Source organism: Mesorhizobium sp. P2_F5 (genome assembly GCF_056403715.1).
On sequence record NZ_JBFUEY010000003.1, the window covers coordinates 145,572 to 160,992 of the forward strand.

16 protein-coding genes are annotated in these 15,421 nt (G+C 63.1%); 2 read left to right on the forward strand and 14 right to left on the reverse strand.

Going from position 1 to position 15,421, the window contains the following annotated elements; translation table 11 throughout:
- Positions 1-10 precede the first annotated feature (10 nt).
- Positions 11-523 (forward strand): OmpA family protein, encoded by a 513-nt coding sequence (locus AC1DYO_RS04725; protein ID WP_477260788.1) that lies wholly within the window; start codon positions 11-13, stop codon positions 521-523.
- 74 nt (positions 524-597) lie between these two features.
- On the opposite strand, the gene AC1DYO_RS04730 is transcribed toward AC1DYO_RS04725, so the two are convergent.
- The 4 genes from AC1DYO_RS04730 to AC1DYO_RS04745 form a co-directional block, all read right to left on the reverse strand.
- Positions 598-1,392 (reverse strand): bestrophin-like domain, encoded by a 795-nt coding sequence (locus tag AC1DYO_RS04730; protein ID WP_477260789.1) that lies wholly within the window; start codon positions 1,390-1,392, stop codon positions 598-600.
- A 133-nt stretch (positions 1,393-1,525) separates the two neighbouring features.
- Positions 1,526-2,044: a DUF5943 domain-containing protein gene (locus AC1DYO_RS04735; RefSeq protein ID WP_477260791.1), complete on the reverse strand. Its 519-nt coding sequence runs from the start codon at positions 2,042-2,044 to the stop codon at positions 1,526-1,528.
- An 11-nt stretch (positions 2,045-2,055) separates the two neighbouring features.
- Complete coding sequence (locus AC1DYO_RS04740; RefSeq protein ID WP_477260793.1) at positions 2,056-3,330, reverse strand: metal-dependent hydrolase family protein; 1,275 nt, start codon at positions 3,328-3,330, stop codon at positions 2,056-2,058.
- Positions 3,331-3,356: 26 nt separating this feature from the next.
- Complete coding sequence (locus AC1DYO_RS04745; protein WP_477260795.1) at positions 3,357-4,241, reverse strand: fumarylacetoacetate hydrolase family protein; 885 nt, start codon at positions 4,239-4,241, stop codon at positions 3,357-3,359.
- A 145-nt stretch (positions 4,242-4,386) separates the two neighbouring features.
- Here AC1DYO_RS04745 and AC1DYO_RS04750 point away from each other — a divergent pair, with 145 nt between their 5' ends.
- On the forward strand, positions 4,387-5,088 hold the full coding sequence (locus AC1DYO_RS04750; protein WP_477260797.1) for a GntR family transcriptional regulator: 702 nt from the start codon (positions 4,387-4,389) through the stop codon (positions 5,086-5,088).
- 68 nt (positions 5,089-5,156) lie between these two features.
- Here the strand turns inward: AC1DYO_RS04750 and AC1DYO_RS04755 are convergent, their stop codons facing one another.
- The 10 genes from AC1DYO_RS04755 to AC1DYO_RS04800 all read right to left on the reverse strand — a co-directional run bounded on the left by AC1DYO_RS04755 (position 5,157) and on the right by AC1DYO_RS04800 (position 15,327).
- Positions 5,157-6,203: an extracellular solute-binding protein gene (locus tag AC1DYO_RS04755; protein ID WP_477260799.1), complete on the reverse strand. Its 1,047-nt coding sequence runs from the start codon at positions 6,201-6,203 to the stop codon at positions 5,157-5,159.
- 27 nt (positions 6,204-6,230) lie between these two features.
- Positions 6,231-7,034, reverse strand: coding sequence for an ABC transporter permease (locus tag AC1DYO_RS04760; protein ID WP_477260801.1), 804 nt, complete (start codon positions 7,032-7,034; stop codon positions 6,231-6,233).
- Complete coding sequence (locus tag AC1DYO_RS04765) at positions 7,031-7,900, reverse strand: ABC transporter permease (RefSeq protein ID WP_477260803.1); 870 nt, start codon at positions 7,898-7,900, stop codon at positions 7,031-7,033. Before AC1DYO_RS04765 ends, AC1DYO_RS04760 begins: the two co-directional genes overlap by 4 nt.
- A gap of 1 nt (position 7,901) precedes the next feature.
- Positions 7,902-8,900, reverse strand: coding sequence for an ABC transporter ATP-binding protein (locus AC1DYO_RS04770; protein ID WP_477260805.1), 999 nt, complete (start codon positions 8,898-8,900; stop codon positions 7,902-7,904).
- Between the two features lie 177 nt (positions 8,901-9,077).
- Complete coding sequence (locus tag AC1DYO_RS04775; RefSeq protein ID WP_477260807.1) at positions 9,078-10,169, reverse strand: ABC transporter ATP-binding protein; 1,092 nt, start codon at positions 10,167-10,169, stop codon at positions 9,078-9,080.
- Between the two features lie 4 nt (positions 10,170-10,173).
- The gene (locus tag AC1DYO_RS04780) at positions 10,174-11,103 is read right to left on the reverse strand and encodes an ROK family protein (RefSeq protein WP_477260809.1); all 930 of its coding nucleotides are present in this window, start codon (positions 11,101-11,103) and stop codon (positions 10,174-10,176) included.
- On the reverse strand, positions 11,103-12,146 hold the full coding sequence (locus AC1DYO_RS04785) for an SIS domain-containing protein (protein ID WP_477260811.1): 1,044 nt from the start codon (positions 12,144-12,146) through the stop codon (positions 11,103-11,105). The genes AC1DYO_RS04780 and AC1DYO_RS04785 overlap by 1 nt, the downstream gene beginning before the upstream one ends.
- Before the next feature lie 40 nt (positions 12,147-12,186).
- Positions 12,187-13,062: a carbohydrate ABC transporter permease gene (locus AC1DYO_RS04790; protein ID WP_477260813.1), complete on the reverse strand. Its 876-nt coding sequence runs from the start codon at positions 13,060-13,062 to the stop codon at positions 12,187-12,189.
- 8 nt (positions 13,063-13,070) lie between these two features.
- Positions 13,071-14,018 (reverse strand): carbohydrate ABC transporter permease, encoded by a 948-nt coding sequence (locus AC1DYO_RS04795; RefSeq protein WP_477260815.1) that lies wholly within the window; start codon positions 14,016-14,018, stop codon positions 13,071-13,073.
- A gap of 40 nt (positions 14,019-14,058) precedes the next feature.
- Positions 14,059-15,327 (reverse strand): ABC transporter substrate-binding protein, encoded by a 1,269-nt coding sequence (locus AC1DYO_RS04800; RefSeq protein ID WP_477260817.1) that lies wholly within the window; start codon positions 15,325-15,327, stop codon positions 14,059-14,061.
- Between the last annotated feature and the right edge of the window lie 94 nt (positions 15,328-15,421).

Here is a 15,421-nt window from a genome sequence, read left to right on the forward strand (position 1 = left end):
TTGGCGCATCATGAACCGCATGATTGAAAACACGCGCCGGCTGCTCGCCGCCAGCCTGCTGGTGCTGACCGCATCCTGCTCGACCAGCAACACGCTGGCCCCTCCCACGCCCGACGTCACCAACGCCGAGATTGCCGGCTTCCAGAACGTGCAGCCGGGCAGCGAGGAGGATTTTATCCTCAATGTCGGCCGCCGCACCTATTTCACGAAAGGTTCGGCCGCGCTCGATTCTGTCGCCAAGGCCACCCTCGACACCCAGATCGCCTGGCTGGCAAAGCATCCGCGCTGGCTGCTCAAGCTGCAGGGTTTCGCCGACGATCCCGGCGCAAGCGAAACGGCGCTGTCGCAGCAGCGCGCCGATGCGGTGATGGACTACCTCGCCGCCGGCGGCATAGACCGCAACCGCATGTGGGCCAAGGGCTACGGCAAGGACAGGCTCGTCCGAGATTGCCCCGACGCCGCCTGCAGGTCGCAGAACCGCCGCGTTGTGTCTAATTTGCGCGATGAGAGGGACGAGTCGTAGGGCTGCTGTTCTGCTTGCCACCAAATCAGAGTCTCACACGCGCCGGCGGCATGGCTGCTTCGCGCCTGCTTGTATCATCCGCCGCCGCCCGCTTTGGCTTCCGGCATAACTTGCAGCAACGGCTGCGGCGATACTGCGATCTCTCCCGTGAAGGGCCGATCGTGGGCGAGAATCAAGAGAACGGATGCCGCCACGCCGGTCGCAAAACTCCCAAGAGCGATCGCCGATGCCATTCGGTTATCACTATGAACGATCGCGATCGCGAGAAGAGCACAGAAGGCTTGCAGGATCAGGCAGGCCCACTTCGTTGGGTTGACTTGTGCGGAGCTGACGAGAACCCGTTGGCGACGTGCCTCGAACGCGTCTTCAAGCCACCTCGTAATCTCGCGCTGCGCGATCTCCTGGCCGGGATTGCCTGGCGTCAAAGCCAGCGTCGTCCGCAGCGCCTCGTTAAGCGCCGGCGGGATTATGGTGAGGGTCGCCGCACTCTCGGCCATCAGCGGCCACTCCTGGCTCGTCGTTTCCTCGATATAGCTGCGCACCAGCGTCCGTAGGCGCGCCTCGGGCTCCCCGGGAAAGCTGCTCGCCAGAACCACGACCGACCGCAATGCACTGGCCTCGCGATTGACTGCCGCATTGGCGCGATCGTTGTCGCTCCAGACCTGAGCCGCGGTGAACGCCACAAATAGGCCAAAGATGATACCGAGCGGCGGCAACATGCCAGGCGAAAGCGCCTTGAATGACCGCGCCGTGGAGCCCACTGACAGAGCGGCGATGCCTTGGTGCATAATGAACGCGACGACATAGGTGGCCCCGAACACGACGACAGCCATCCACGCGAGTGGAAGAGTATGCAACCAGCCACTCATAGTAGCCCCTGCCCCATCCTGAGAATTCGTCGTCAGGCGTTTGTAAGGCCGTCGTTCCGCTCGTGGCAATGCCACTGTGTTCATCGTGTCAACAAAACTCCATGCACGGTGCAATCGGCTGACAACCGGCGTGTTACGCCGCGAAGTCGAAACGGCAATGGTCCTGCCGGCCATCGCAGGCGCAGTAGGTCTCCTCGCATTCGACCTGTGTTGGGTCAGCAAAGCCGAGCAGGAATGAGAAGGCGCCGGTGACGAAGCCTTCGAACATGTAGCAGACTCGCTGTTCCCTCTGCTGGCCTGCTTCCAGGGCGAAGATGGAATTCTTCAGGCTGATGCTGCCGCGACGGCCGGCGATATCCAGCACGTCGATGGAGAACTGGCCCCAGCCGCGTTGCGACAGGCGCTGGAAATAGTGGCGAAAGGTCGCCTCGGGATCGAGGCCTTTGCCGCGCACCTGCGCCACGCACCATTCGATGGCGGACTTCGCCGTCGACGCGCGCAGGATGGCACGGTAGGCGTCGCGGCCGAGGGCCGCCTCGACCGCAAGATGGTTGTTCACCAGGAAATGCCTGGGCAGATAGACCATGGGCAGCCCGTCGGTTCGCCAGATGCCGGTGGTATCGTCGACATCGATCGGAACGGCCGGCTGCATGATGCCTGAGCCTAAGCCGCTTGCCGCTGCGAAGCGACCGACGCCGACTGGTCCTTGTAGAGCTCGCCATCCTTCATGATGACGATGAGGTTCTTCTCATGCACCATCATGTCGAGGTCCTTCAGCGGGTCGCCATTGACCAGCAGCAGGTCGGCGATGAAGCCTTCCTTGACCATGCCGAGCTCGTCGCCGAGGCCCATCACCTGGCCGCCGAGCCGCGTGCCGCACTGCAGCGCTTCGCTGGGCGAATATCCCAAGAGATCGACGAAGTGCTTGAGGTCGCGCGCATTGGTGCCTTGCGGCGTCTGCGCGAAACCGTAGTCGCCGCCGATCAGCGCGCGCACGCCGCGCTTGCGCAGCTCGGTGTAGACCTTGCGGCTGTCGTCGAGGATGCGCTGCATGCCGAACTTCACCGCCATCTCATGGGTGAAGCCGAAGGGCTCGCCCTCATAGAGCGTGCCGTAGATGATGCCGATGGCCGGGCCGACGAAGATGCGATCCTTGGCCGATTCCAGCGCGTCGAGCGCTTCCTCGTCGGCGGATTCACAGTGGTAGATGACGTCGACGCCGCACTTCACCGCGCGCTTCACCGAACCGGCGGCGCGGGCATGGCAGTTGATCTTCTTGCCGAAGTCGCGCGCCACCGACACCGCCGTCATCACCTCGGCCTCGCTCATGACGGTCAGGCCGCCATGCGCCGCGGGGCTGAGATCGTCGCCGGAAATGTTGATCTTGATGTTGTCGGCGCCTTCGCGGCAGCACAGCCGCACCGCCTTGGTGATCTCCTCGACGCCGTCGGCGATCATGCCGAAGCTCTCGTGATACATGTGCTGCTGGCGCTCGTCGCCGAGGCCGCCGGTGACCGTGATCTCCGGGCTGCCGGCACGCATGCGCGGTCCCGGCAGGCGGCCGGCATTGATCTCGTTGCGGATGACGATGTCGAGCCTCAGCTTCGAGGTCGCGGCGCTGTAGGCGCTGGTGAAGCCATGGTCGAGCAAGGTCTTGGCGTTGCGCATGGTGAGCAGCAGATGCTCCTCGGGCGGGATCAGGCCGAGATCGGAATCCTTGATCGCGCCGCCGAAGGAAATGTGAGCATGGCCTTCAACAAGGCCCGGCATCAGCGTCATGCCACGGCATTCGACGGTTGTCGCGCCCTCGCCCGACAATTGCCCGGGCGTGCGCGCAATGGTGACAATGCGGCCATTGTCGACCAGCAGATCGGCCGGAAAGGCATCGGCGCCGGTGCCGTCCCAGATCATGGCATTTCGAAACATCACTCTTGTCATGACATCGTCCTTTCGCGTTTGGCGGGTTACTGATTGACGGCTTGCCGGGCGGCGACGTCGTCGGCCACGACATTAGACAGGATGCCGACGCCTTCGAGTTCGATCTCGCAGACATCGCCATGCTTCATGAACAACTGCGGCTTGCGCGCCATGCCGACACCGGCCGGCGTGCCGGTGACGAGAATGTCGCCGGGTTCGAGCGTGATCGCTTCGCTGATGATCGAGATCAGTGAGGCGACATCGAAGATCATGTCGTTGGTCGAGGCGTTCTGGACGATCTCGCCGTTGAGCCTTGTCTGGATGCGCAGGCCCTTGCCGCCCGGCGGCAACTCGTCCGCCGTGACGAAGATTGGTCCGAACGAGCCGGTGCCGTCGAAATTCTTGCCGACGGTCCATTGCGGCGACTTGGTCTGGAAGTCGCGGATCGAAGCATCGTTGAAGATGGAATAGCCGGCGACATGGCTGAGCGCTCTATCAAGCGCAATGTGGCGGCCGGCCTTGCCGATGATCGCCACCATCTCGCCCTCATAGTCGAGCTGGATCGAGGCTTCGGGACGGCGGATGGCCGCACCATGGCCGATCAGGCTGGTCGAGAAGCGGGCAAACAAGGTCGGATAGGCCGGCGGCGTAAAACCGCTTTCGATCGAATGGTCGACATAGTTGAGGCCCACGCAAATGATCTTGCCGGGCGTCGAGATCGGCGGCAGCCATTCGACCGCATTCGCATCGATGCGCCGCCCGCAGGCCAGCCGCTCGGCTGCCAGCTGCAGCGCCTGACCGCCCTCGGCGATCAGTTCGTCGAGCCATCCCGGAAACATCGCATCGCTTGCGTCGATGCCGCGGAACTCGCCTGCCGGCAAGGCAATCGCCAGCCCAGGTCCCCGCGGCGATTTATAAGCTGCAAATCGCACTGGCCACATCCTCGTTGGTGAAGGCTGGACTTTGTTGAGAAATTATATATCTGTCAACAGAGAATATATTATTTTGCATTCTGATTTCTGGCTGAGATAATGTATCAAGGCTCCTCAATGAACGGATTCGGCCGCGGGCAAGCGAATGGCTAGGGAAGGCTCGATCAATCTCACCCAGGGCGCGTATGAGGATCTGCGTGCCGACCTCTTGTCGTGCCGGATCGCGCCGGGCAGCCGGCTCAAGGTCCAGGAACTCTGCGACAGGCTGTCCGTCAGTCTCGGCGCCATCCGCGAGGCGCTGTCGCGACTGACATCGGAAGGCCTTGTCGTGGCCGAACCGCAGCGCGGTTTTCGCGCTGCTCCCATCTCGGCCGAGGATCTGCTCGACCTCACCAAGACGCGCATCCAGATCGAGACGCTGTGCATCCGCCGCGCCATCGAAGTCGGCGACGTCGCCTGGGAGTCGCAGCTGGTCGCAGCACTTCACCGGCTGTCGCGCACGCCCGAGCATACGCCGGACGATCCGGTGCATTCGAGTGACGAATGGGCGACCGCGCATGCGGCCTTCCACAAGGCGCTCGTCGCTGGCTGCGACAGCCACTGGCTGCTGCGCCTGCGCGACCAGCTTTACGACCAGAGCGAGCGCTATCGCCGCCGTTCGGTTTCGCTGGCGCCAAAGGCCCGCAACATCACCAAGGAACATCAGGACCTCGCCGCTGCCGTGCTCGACCGCAATGCCGAGAAGGCCGCCGAATTGCTGGCGGCGCATCTAGCCGTCACCACCGACATCCTGTTGGCGGCGGAGGCCTCCGACCTCCCGGCGCCAAAGACGACGCTGCGGGCGTAGCGTTTCATTCGCTCTCCTCGGACAGGGAACAAACGCCGCCCTTCGCAAGGCGGCGTTTTGCTGTCGGCCTACTGGCGCAGATTGGTCCAGATCCGGTCATAAGCGCGGATCGCCTTCTCGTCACATGACGGCGCGAACGAGATCTTCAGATCCGCCGGCGGATTGAACTCCGGCGAGCCGCCAATGTCCGCCGCCAGGAACTTGTTGGACCCGGCGATGGCGCTTTGGTAGCCGGTGTATTTCTGCTGCAGCGCGATGTTTTCGGGATCCATCAGGAAGTTGAGAAATTTCTTGGCGTTCTCGACATTGGGCGCGCTGGTCGGCACAGCGACATTGTCCATCCAGCCGACAACGCCTTCCTTGGGATAGACATATTTGACCGTCGATTTCTGCTGGCGTGTCGCCAGCGCCTTGCCGGACCACTGCTCGTGCATGACCGTCTCGCCGGCGACCTGGCGCTCGACGATGCCGTCGGAATTGTAGACTTTGACGAAGGGCTTCTGCGCCTCGAGCAAGGCGTTGAGTTCCTTGAGGTCGGCCGGATTGCTGTTGCACTGATCCTTGCCGAGATAGACCAGCGCCAGTGACATCACCTCGGTCGGCGAGCCGAACATGCCGACCTTGCCTTTCAGCTCCGCGGGCGGATCGAACAGCGGCTTCAAACTGTCTGTCGGACCCTTGTAGACGGCGGTATCGACGGAATAGGAAGTGGTGCCCCACACCCATGGCACGGTGTATTTCGCATCCGGATCCCAGGGACGATGCTGCCACTTCGCATCGACGTTTTTGAAATTCGGCATCGCGCCCGCGTCGACCTCCTGGAACAGCTTCTGCTTGACGAAGATCGGCACGAAATCGTTGCTGATGATCATCACGTCATAGCCGGCAGCACCCGAGCTCAGCTTGGCGAGTGCAGTCTCGTTGGAATCATAGGTGTCGATGGTGACCTTGATGCCGGTCTCGGCCTCGAACTTCTTGATCATTTCGTCCGAGGTGTAATCGGTCCAGTTGTAGATATGCAGTTCGCCGGCATCGGCGAGTGCGCTGGTGGTGATTGCGCCCAGCATGGCGGCGGCCAAGGCTAGTCCTGAAAGTCCTTCTTTCCATTTGGTCATAATCGTTCTCCTCTGGTTTTCTTATTTCTAGGCAAGTCTGTTTCGTCGTCCGACGAGCAGGGCCGCGGCGACGAAGACGATGGAAACGGCAAGCAGGATGGTGGAGATGGCGTTGACCTCCGGCGTCACGCCAAGCCGCATCATGCCGTAGATGTAGACCGGCAGCGTGGTCGAGCCGGCGCTCGACACCATCATCGAAATCAGGAAATCGTCGAGCGAGACGACGAAGGCCATGATGGCGCCGGCAGAGATCGCAGGCAGCAGCAAGGGCAGCGTGACGCGGACAAACAGCCGCCATTCATCGGCGTAGAGATCGCGCCCCGCCTCCTCCAGCGTACCGCCCATATCGCGCAGCCGCGCCTGGATCGGCAGCAGCGCGAACGGGATGCAGAAGACGGTGTGGGCGATCATCAGATTGAAGAGCCCATGATGCATGCCGAGCCCCGAAAAGAAGATCAGCGTGGTGATCGCCACGACGATCTCCGGCACCACCAGCGGCATCGCGATCAGCGCTGTTGCCGCCCCTCGCCCGAAGCGCAGCCGGCCGCGTTCCAGTGCAATGGCGCCGGCGGTGGCGATGGCCGTCGACGCGATGGTGGCGACGATGGCGATGATGACGCTGTTGTAGGCGGCGTCGCGGATCGCGCCATTGTTGGCGACGGCGACGAACCATTTGAAGCTGAAGCCGGCCCAGACCGTGACCAGCCGGCTTGAGTTGAAGGCGTAGATCACCAGGATCAGCAGCGGCGCGTAGAAGAACAGGAAGATCAGCGCGGTGTAGGCCGACAGGCCGGGCGTATGCCGCCAGTCGAAGGGCTTTGCACCGTTCATTGCCGTTCCTCCTGCACCCGGCGCGAGCGGATGACGAAGACAGTCAGCACGACGACCGTCACGACCGTCGAAAGTGCGGCGCCAAACGGCCAGTTGCGCGATGAGGTGAACTGCATCTGGATGAGGCTGCCGATCAGCAGCTTCTTGCCGCCGCCGAGCAGGTCGGGTGCCAGGAACGAGCCGAGCGCCGGCGCGAAGACCAGCTTGGCGCCGGCCAGCGCGCCGGGCCGCGCCAGTGGCCAGACGATGCGCCGGAAGACGGCGGCGCGGCTGGCGTAGAGATCGTGCGCGGCTTCGATCAGCCGGGCATCGATGCGCTCCAGCGTCGAATAGATCGGCAGCACCATGAAGGGCAGAAAGGTGTAGACGAGGCCGAGCAGGATCGAGCCGTCATTGTAGAGCAGCGGCAACGGATCGGAGATGATGCCGGCATGGCGCAGCGCGCCATTCGCCAGCCCTTCATCGCGCAGGATGAGGATCCAGCAATAGGTGCGGATCAGCGTGTTGATCCAGAACGGCAGCGTGACGGCGAACAAAAGGATCCGCCGCCGCTCCGGCGTCTGGCAGACGATGTACCAGGCAACCGGCAGGCCGAGCACGAGGCAGATCAAGGTGGTGGCGATGGCGAGATAGATCGAGCGCAGGATGATCAGCGCGTAGCTCGGTGAAAACACCAGGCTGTCGTCAAAATCGCGCTGGTAGAGGAACTGCAGATAGGCGTCGAAGGTCGCCGGCGCGGTGACGCCGCCATAAGGGTTGGCGGTCATGAAGGAATAGCCGACAGCCAGCAACAGCGGCAGCACCATGAAGATGCCGATGACCAGCATGGCCGGAGCAATCAAGAGCCAGGTGCGGTTCGGACCCATCTCAGTTCGCCAGTTCGCGTTCGACATTGCGCGCCCAGTCGACGACGACCTTGTCGCCTGTCGAAAGCGCCGCACCGCCGCGCGAGCGTGAATGCAATTTCGCCCCCTCCTCCAGCACGACCTCGTAGAGCGTGTCGGGGCCGAGGAAGGTGATGGCGGACACCGCGCCCCTGGCGTGTCCTTTGGCGCCGTCCGATGCCGGCGACACCACGATGTGCTCCGGCCGCACGACGATCGTCTTGGCCGGATCGCGGCCAAGGGCGGCGCCGGGCAGAATGTTAGACTCGCCGATGAAGTCGGCAACAAAACGGTCCTGCGGATTGTCGTAGATGTCACGCGGCGTGCCGACCTGCAGCACGTCGCCGCTGCGCATCACCGCGATCCGGTCGGACATGGCCAGCGCCTCCTCCTGGTCGTGGGTGACCAGCACGAAGGTGATACCGGTCTCGCGCTGCAGCCGCTTCAATTCGCTCTGCATGCCCTTGCGCAATTTGAGGTCGAGCGCCGACAGCGGCTCGTCGAGCAGAAGCACGCTTGGCTTGGGCGCGAGCGCGCGAGCCACCGCGACGCGCTGCTGCTGGCCACCCGACAATTGCGCCGGGCGCCGCGTGGCGAAGCCTTCGAGCCGCACCATTTCCAGCGCTTCCCGGACGCGCTCGTCGATCAGCGATTTCGGCGCGTTCTGCATTTCGAGCCCGAAGGCGACATTCTCGGCCACGCTCATATGCGGAAACAGCGCATAGCTCTGGAACACCGTGTTGACCGGTCGCTTCTGCGGCGGCAGCGAAGCGACATCATTGCCGGCAATGCGGATGGCGCCGGAACTCGGCGCCTCAAAACCGGCGATCAGCCGCAAGAGGGTTGTCTTGCCGCAACCTGAGGGCCCCAGCAGCGTGAAGAACTCATTGTCGAAGATTTCCAGGCTGACTTCCTTCAGCGCGTGGACGGGATCGACGTCCCTAGCCACGAAGGACTTTGACACGCTGTGGATGTCGATCATGACCGGCACATTCCTGGGACTGCATGGAGATGGCCCCGAGGGCCACCACGGTCGTCTGGCGCCGCACCTAAAAATTCGCTCCAAAATTATATTTGTCAACGGATAATATATTGTTTTTGCATTCGACACGCAAAAGTGTGGCAGAACGGTTATGGCCGGCGTCTGAGCCTTCGCGTTTCAGAGCACCTTGCCGCTTTCGGGATCGAGCAGATGCATATGCGCCATGCCGAGCGACAGCGTCGCGGTCTCGCCGGGCTTCGGCGTCGCCGCGGGATCGATGCGCGCCGTTGCCTCGCCGCCGGCGATCAGCACATGCAGCAGCGTCTCCATGCCCATCGGCTCGACCACTTCGACCCCCGCCTTGATGTCGACGGTATCGGGCCGCTCGCGCCGTTCGGTGATGTGCTCGGGACGCAGGCCAAATTCCAGCTCACGCCCGACATGGCCGGCATAGCGCGCGGTGCGGGAAGCAGGCACCGCGAGTTCGATCCCATCCGCCAGCAAAACCGCGAGCCGGTCGCCCCGCGCCTCGAGGCGGCACTTGAAAAAGTTCATGCCGGGGCTGCCGATGAAGCCGGCAACGAAGCGGCTGGCCGGTTCATGGTAGAGATCGTTGGGCGGCCCGATCTGTTCGATGCGGCCCTTGTTCATCACCACCACGCGGTCGGCCAATGTCATCGCCTCGACCTGATCGTGGGTAACGTAAATGGTCGTGGTTGCGACCATCTGGTGCAGCCGCTTGATCTCGGCGCGCATCTTGCCCCTGAGTTTGGCGTCGAGATTGGAGAGCGGCTCGTCGAACAGGAAGACTTTCGGCTGGCGCACCATGGCGCGGCCCATGGCGACGCGCTGGCGCTGGCCACCGGACAGTTGATGCGGCTTGCGCTGCAAAAGCTCGCTGAGATCGAGCATGTCGGCGACACGGGCAATGCGTTGTGTCACCTCCGCGTCCGGCACTTTGCGGATGCGCAGGCCGAAGGCCATGTTCTGCGCCACCGTCATCTGCGGATAGAGCGCGTAGCTCTGGAAGACCATCGCGATGTCGCGATCCCTGGCCTGGATGTTGTTGACCAGCCTGCCGCCAATATGGATCTCGCCGCCGCTCGGCCGGTCCAGTCCCGCGACCATGCGCAGCGTCGTCGACTTGCCGCAGCCGGACGGGCCGACGAGGACAACGAACTCGCCCTCGGCAATCTCGAGATCGATATCGTGCACGACCTTCAGGTTCTGAAAACTCTTGGAAATCTTCCTGAGTTCGACATCGGCCATGGCGCTATTCCTTTGCCGTGGGCGCGAACATGTCGAGCGCCAGTGCCGCCGTGCCGATCACGCCGGCATCGTTGCCATGCTCCGCCGCCACGATCACAGGCGGCCGGCCGGGCTTGAGCAGCACGAAATCCCGGACATTTTTGGCGATACGATCGGTGAAGAACGGGCCGGCGAGCGACAAGCCGCCGCCGATGATCGCCGCCTCGATGTTGAGCATGTTCGACATGATGCCGATCATCTGCCCGAGCCAGCGCGCCACCTCGTCGACCACCTGCAGCGCGATCGCATCGCCCGCCTTGGCGAGATCGACGACGGTCTTGGCATCCTTGGCGTCGGTGTCCGGCTTGAGCTGGCGGTAGCGATTGACCAGCGCTCGCGCGCTGGCAAGGTTCTCGACCATGCCCGGCACCGGATCGGCGATGTCGGTGCGGGCGGGGTCGAGCGAGATACAGCCGAACTGCGGCGGCAGCCCGTCCGGACCGTCGATGACCTTGCGGTCGATGACCATGGACCCGCCAATGCCGGTGCCGAGCGTCAGCAGCGCAAAGCGCGAAAACGGACGCCCGGCGCCATGGCGCATTTCGCCATGGGTGGCGCTGACCGCATCGTTGCGGACAACAGCCGGCACGCCGAAGCGAATGGCGAACAGCTTTGACAGCGATCCCTTCAGCAGTGCCGGGATCGCCGGGCAGCGGCCGTTGAGCATGCCGGTCTCGGGATTGGGCGTGCCGGGCACACCGATGCCGATAGCCGCGATATCGGGATACGCCTTTCTCAGCGCTTCGGTCGCCTCGGTGACCAGATGGACGAACTCCGCGAACTCGATATCGCGATGTACCGGGACAGTGCCGCGCGCCAGGACCTTGCCTGAACCGTCGACGACGCCGAGCTTGACCAAGCTGCCGCCAATGTCGATTCCAACAGCGGTTACCATCACGCCTCCTTGCGGATGCGCACGTTGAGCCGCCGTCCGAGGTTGGGGTAGATCATCTTGTCGGGGTCGATGCCGCGCGCGATCGCCAGCTCGCAACCATACCATTGCAGCGGTATCGGCGCCCAGCAGCCGGCGAGCCATTGCTGTTCCGGCGCTGTCGGCCAGCTTACCGCCAAGTCGAAGCGGGTCGGATATCCCGAGAGGTTGAGAACGACGCTGCGCGGGCCGAGTTCAGCCAGCGCCTCGCCAAGATTGGCGGCGACCTTGGCCTCGGTCTCGGTCTGCGCAATGGCGATAACCAGGCTCTTGTCGGTCGTGCCATAGACATGGCCGTGCAAGGCCTCTTCGGTGTCGAAGGCCGAGGTCGGCACGCCACTGATTTCGGCGATCTTGAGCGACGCTTCGAGCGCCGTGCCGAGATGCGTCGCCTGCCCGGCAACCAGAATGTAATCGGGCACGCCGAAGCGTGTGACCAGATCCTTCGCAGCCGCCAGACCGGTTTCAGCCGTCTGCTCGAGTTGCGCGAGCAACCCCGACAGATCGACCGTCTTGTTGGCGAGCTTTGCGGCGACTGCCAACACCGAAATGACGGTGGCGGTGTAGCCCATGGTCTTGGGACCGACCGTCTCCGGACCGATCGGCATGACGATGATCTCGGCCCCGGTTTCGGTGATCAGGCTTCCGGCCTCACCGGTGATGACAAGCGTCGGGAACCGGAGTTGCACCGACAGGCGCACCGCTTCGATGGTGGTGATGCTCATGCCGGACTGCGACGCCGCCAGCACCAGCGTGCGCTGGCCCGATGCCTTGGGCGGCAGGCGCAGGAAAGCTTCCGGCTCCTTGGCGATCACTGAGGCGCCCGTGCCCTCTTCCAGCGCTTCGGCGCCGGCCAGCAGCGCATTCATCGACGAGCCGGTGCCGAGCAGCACGATCCGCTCCGGCCTCTCACGCAGGCTGGCAAATCTGTCGAGCTCCGCGCCGATTGCCGCGGGCAGGCCGGTGAGAGTCGCGGGCTGCCGGCGAATGTAAGTGCCTATCTGCATCTCAATGTTCCATCAGTTCGAAATTGGTGTGCGTGGAAAATCACTTGCTGTAGCCCTTGCTCAGGCCGCTGATGAATTGCCGCGAGAACAGGGTGAACAGCAGCACCAGCGGCACCGCGCCGAGCGTCAATGCGGCAAGCAGCGCCGGATAGTCGTTCATGAACTGGCCGACGAATTGCTGCACGCCGAGCGTCACCGTCTGGTTCTGCCGGCTTGGCGCCAGGATCAGCGGGAACCAGAGGTCGTTCCAGACCGGCAGCATGGTCAGTGCCGCGACCGCGGCGAGGCCCGGCCGGACCAGTGGCAGCACGATCCAGAAAGTGCGCAACTCGCTCGCCCCATCCATGCGTGCCGCTTCCTTGAGATCGGTCGGCACGGTGCGGAAATAGGTGACCATCAGCGTCACCGCAATCGGAATGCTCATGGCGGTGTAGACGAGGATCAGCGCCGCGAGCGTGTCCATCAGCCTCCACGCCAGCATCATCTGGATGAGCGGGATGGTGCCGAGCCTGATCGGCAGCATGATGCCGAGCACGAACAGGCCGCCGAGCAGCGACGCCAGCCGCACGCGGTATTCGACCAGCGCAAAAGCGGCGAGCGTCGACAGCACCACGGTCAGCCCGATCGTCGTCACGGTAACGATCAGGCTGTTGCGGTAGTTGACGATGAAATTGCCGCGCGTGAAGACGCGCTTGTAGCCTTCGAGGCTGAAGGTCTTGGCCGTCGGCAGGTCGAATGGCCCGCCGAAGATAGCCGGCGTCGTCTTCAGCGAATTGATGATGACGATCAGCACCGGCCCGATGGCAAGCAGCACGAACAAGATCAGCAGCGCGTGCACGATGATGCGTTCGACCGTCCAGGGTTCGCGGTCCTGGCGGCGGCGGGCAACGGGGATGGTGAGGTCTGGGGCGCTCATCTCAGCTCCTAGGCCGAATAGGATTTCAGGCGGCGCTGGATCAGCCAGAAATAGGCCGCGGTAACCAGCAACACGGTGAGGAAGATGACCGTTGCGACAGCACTTCCCAGATCGAGATCGGCAAGCTGCCCACTCGAACCGAAGAAGGTGCGGTAGAAATAGGTGCCGAGAATATCGGTGCTGTAGTTCGGCCCGGGCGCCGAGCCGTTGAGCGCGAACACCAGGTCGAAGCCGTTGAACGTCCAGATGTAGGTGAGGATCGCGATCAGCCCGAACTGCGGCGCGATCAGCGGAAACTTGATCTTCCAGAAGGTCGTCCAGCCACCGGCGCCGTCGATGTTAGCGGCTTCGACAAGCTCGTTGGGTACCGCAAGCAGCGCGCTGTAGAGAAACACCATCGGGATGCCGAAATACTGCCAGACCGACATCAGCGATATCGTGGTGAGCGCCGTCGATTCCGTGCCCAGCAGCGGGAAGCCGACAAGGCCCCAGAGCGGGTTGATGATCAGGCGCCAGACGAAGCCGACAATGACCACCGACAGCGTCGCCGGGATGAACAGGAGCGTGCGGTAGATGCCTTCCGAGCGCGCCAGCTTGCCGGACGTCAGCAGCGCCGCGAGCAGCAGTCCCATCGGCACTTCGACGATCAGATGGATGGCGAAATACTGCATATTGTTGAGCAACGCATTCCAGAAGCGGGCGCTGATGGTCGGGTGGGTGAACAGGCGCTCGTAATTGGCGAAACCGACAAAGACATCACCCGAAGCGCCATTGGTCTGGAAGAAGCTCATGACGATCGAGGTCGCCAGCGGCAGCACGGCAAAGACCAGATAGACGGCCAGCGCCGGCAGCACGAACAGCAGCAGGTTTCGATAAGCGGCAGCGGGAGATATCAACTGAAAAAACCTCATCTTCACGCCGACAGAACTTGCCGGCGCGCCGTCAGGCTTGCGCATGCCCCGCCTCGTGGCAAGGCATGCGCGAAGCGGTGCCGGATTACTTCTTCTGCGGTCCGTACCAGGAGGCGAGGCCAGCCTGGAGTTCGGTCGCGACCTGCTGTGGCGTGACATCGGACTTGGTGAACATCACCTGCAGCAGGCGCCAGGTCTCGTCGTCGAGCGGCGGAGTGCCGGCGCTGAGCCGATCCAGCGCCAGGCGCGGCGTCAGTTCGGCACCTTTCTTCAGGTCGGCGAAGTCCTGCGCCAGCTTGTTCTTGTAGGTCACCGGCTTCGAACTCATGGCGAAGAAGCCGGGAGCGGCGTTGACATAGAGCTCCTGGAACTCAGGCCCGGCGACCCAGTCGAGGAAGGTCTTTGCCGCGTCCTTGTGCGTGCTCTTGGCGTTGATGCCGATGCCCATATCAGGCATTTCCTGGAGGTAGCGCTTGTCGCCCGCCTTCGGCACCGGCGGGCCGAACACGCCGACATTGAGGCCAGTCGAGGTCGCCTGGTTGATGTCCCACGAACCGTCGGGAAGGATGGCCGCTTTGCCCAGCGTGAACAGCTGCGTCATGTCGGCATAGTTCAGGCTTTCCTGGCCCGACGGCAGGAACGGCTTCCAGGCTTCGAAAGCGGCGATGGCGTCGACGAACTCCGGATCGGTCAGCTTCTTCTTGCCGTCTATCAGGCCGAGCCGGCCCTCCTCACCTTTCCAGTAGGCCGGGCCGATCGAGTAGAGGCCGTTATAGGCGAGCTGCCAGGACTCGGCCGAGCCGTAGGCCAGCGGCGTGTAGCGGCCGTCCTTCTTGATTGCCGTGAGCACATCGATGAACTCGGCGCTGGTGGTCGGCACCTTCAGGCCCAATTCCTTGAAGATGTCGGCATTATAGTAGAAGCCGGCGAGCACTGCGGCGACCGGCAGGCAGTAGGTCTTGTCGTCCGCACCCGACCACGCAGCCCGCGAGGTCTTGTCGAAATTCTCCAGGCCCGGCAGGCCTTCCAGCGATTCGAAATAGCCGCGCTTGATCCATTCGCGGTTCACGTCGAACGGGCGGCAGGTTATCAAGTCACCGCCGGCGCCGCCTTCGATCTGCGACTGTACCGCGGCGTTGTACTCATTGGTGTTGATCGGCGCGAACTCGACCTTGATATCGGGATGCTTCGCCTCGAAGGCCGGCAGGATGGTGTCCTGCCACACCGCGATGTCCTCGGTGCGCCAGCTGTTCAAAGTGATGGTGACCGGGTCGGCAAACGCGGCACCGACACCCCCTGAAAACATCACGCCAAGCGTCGCCGCCAGCGGGATCGATACACGTATGGAACGCATTGTCCTGCTCTCCCTCAAGATGGTGCCTCGTGTGGATTCACGATTTTGCACTGTTGCCTCGGACCATACCTACTGATACATCTTGTGACAAGTG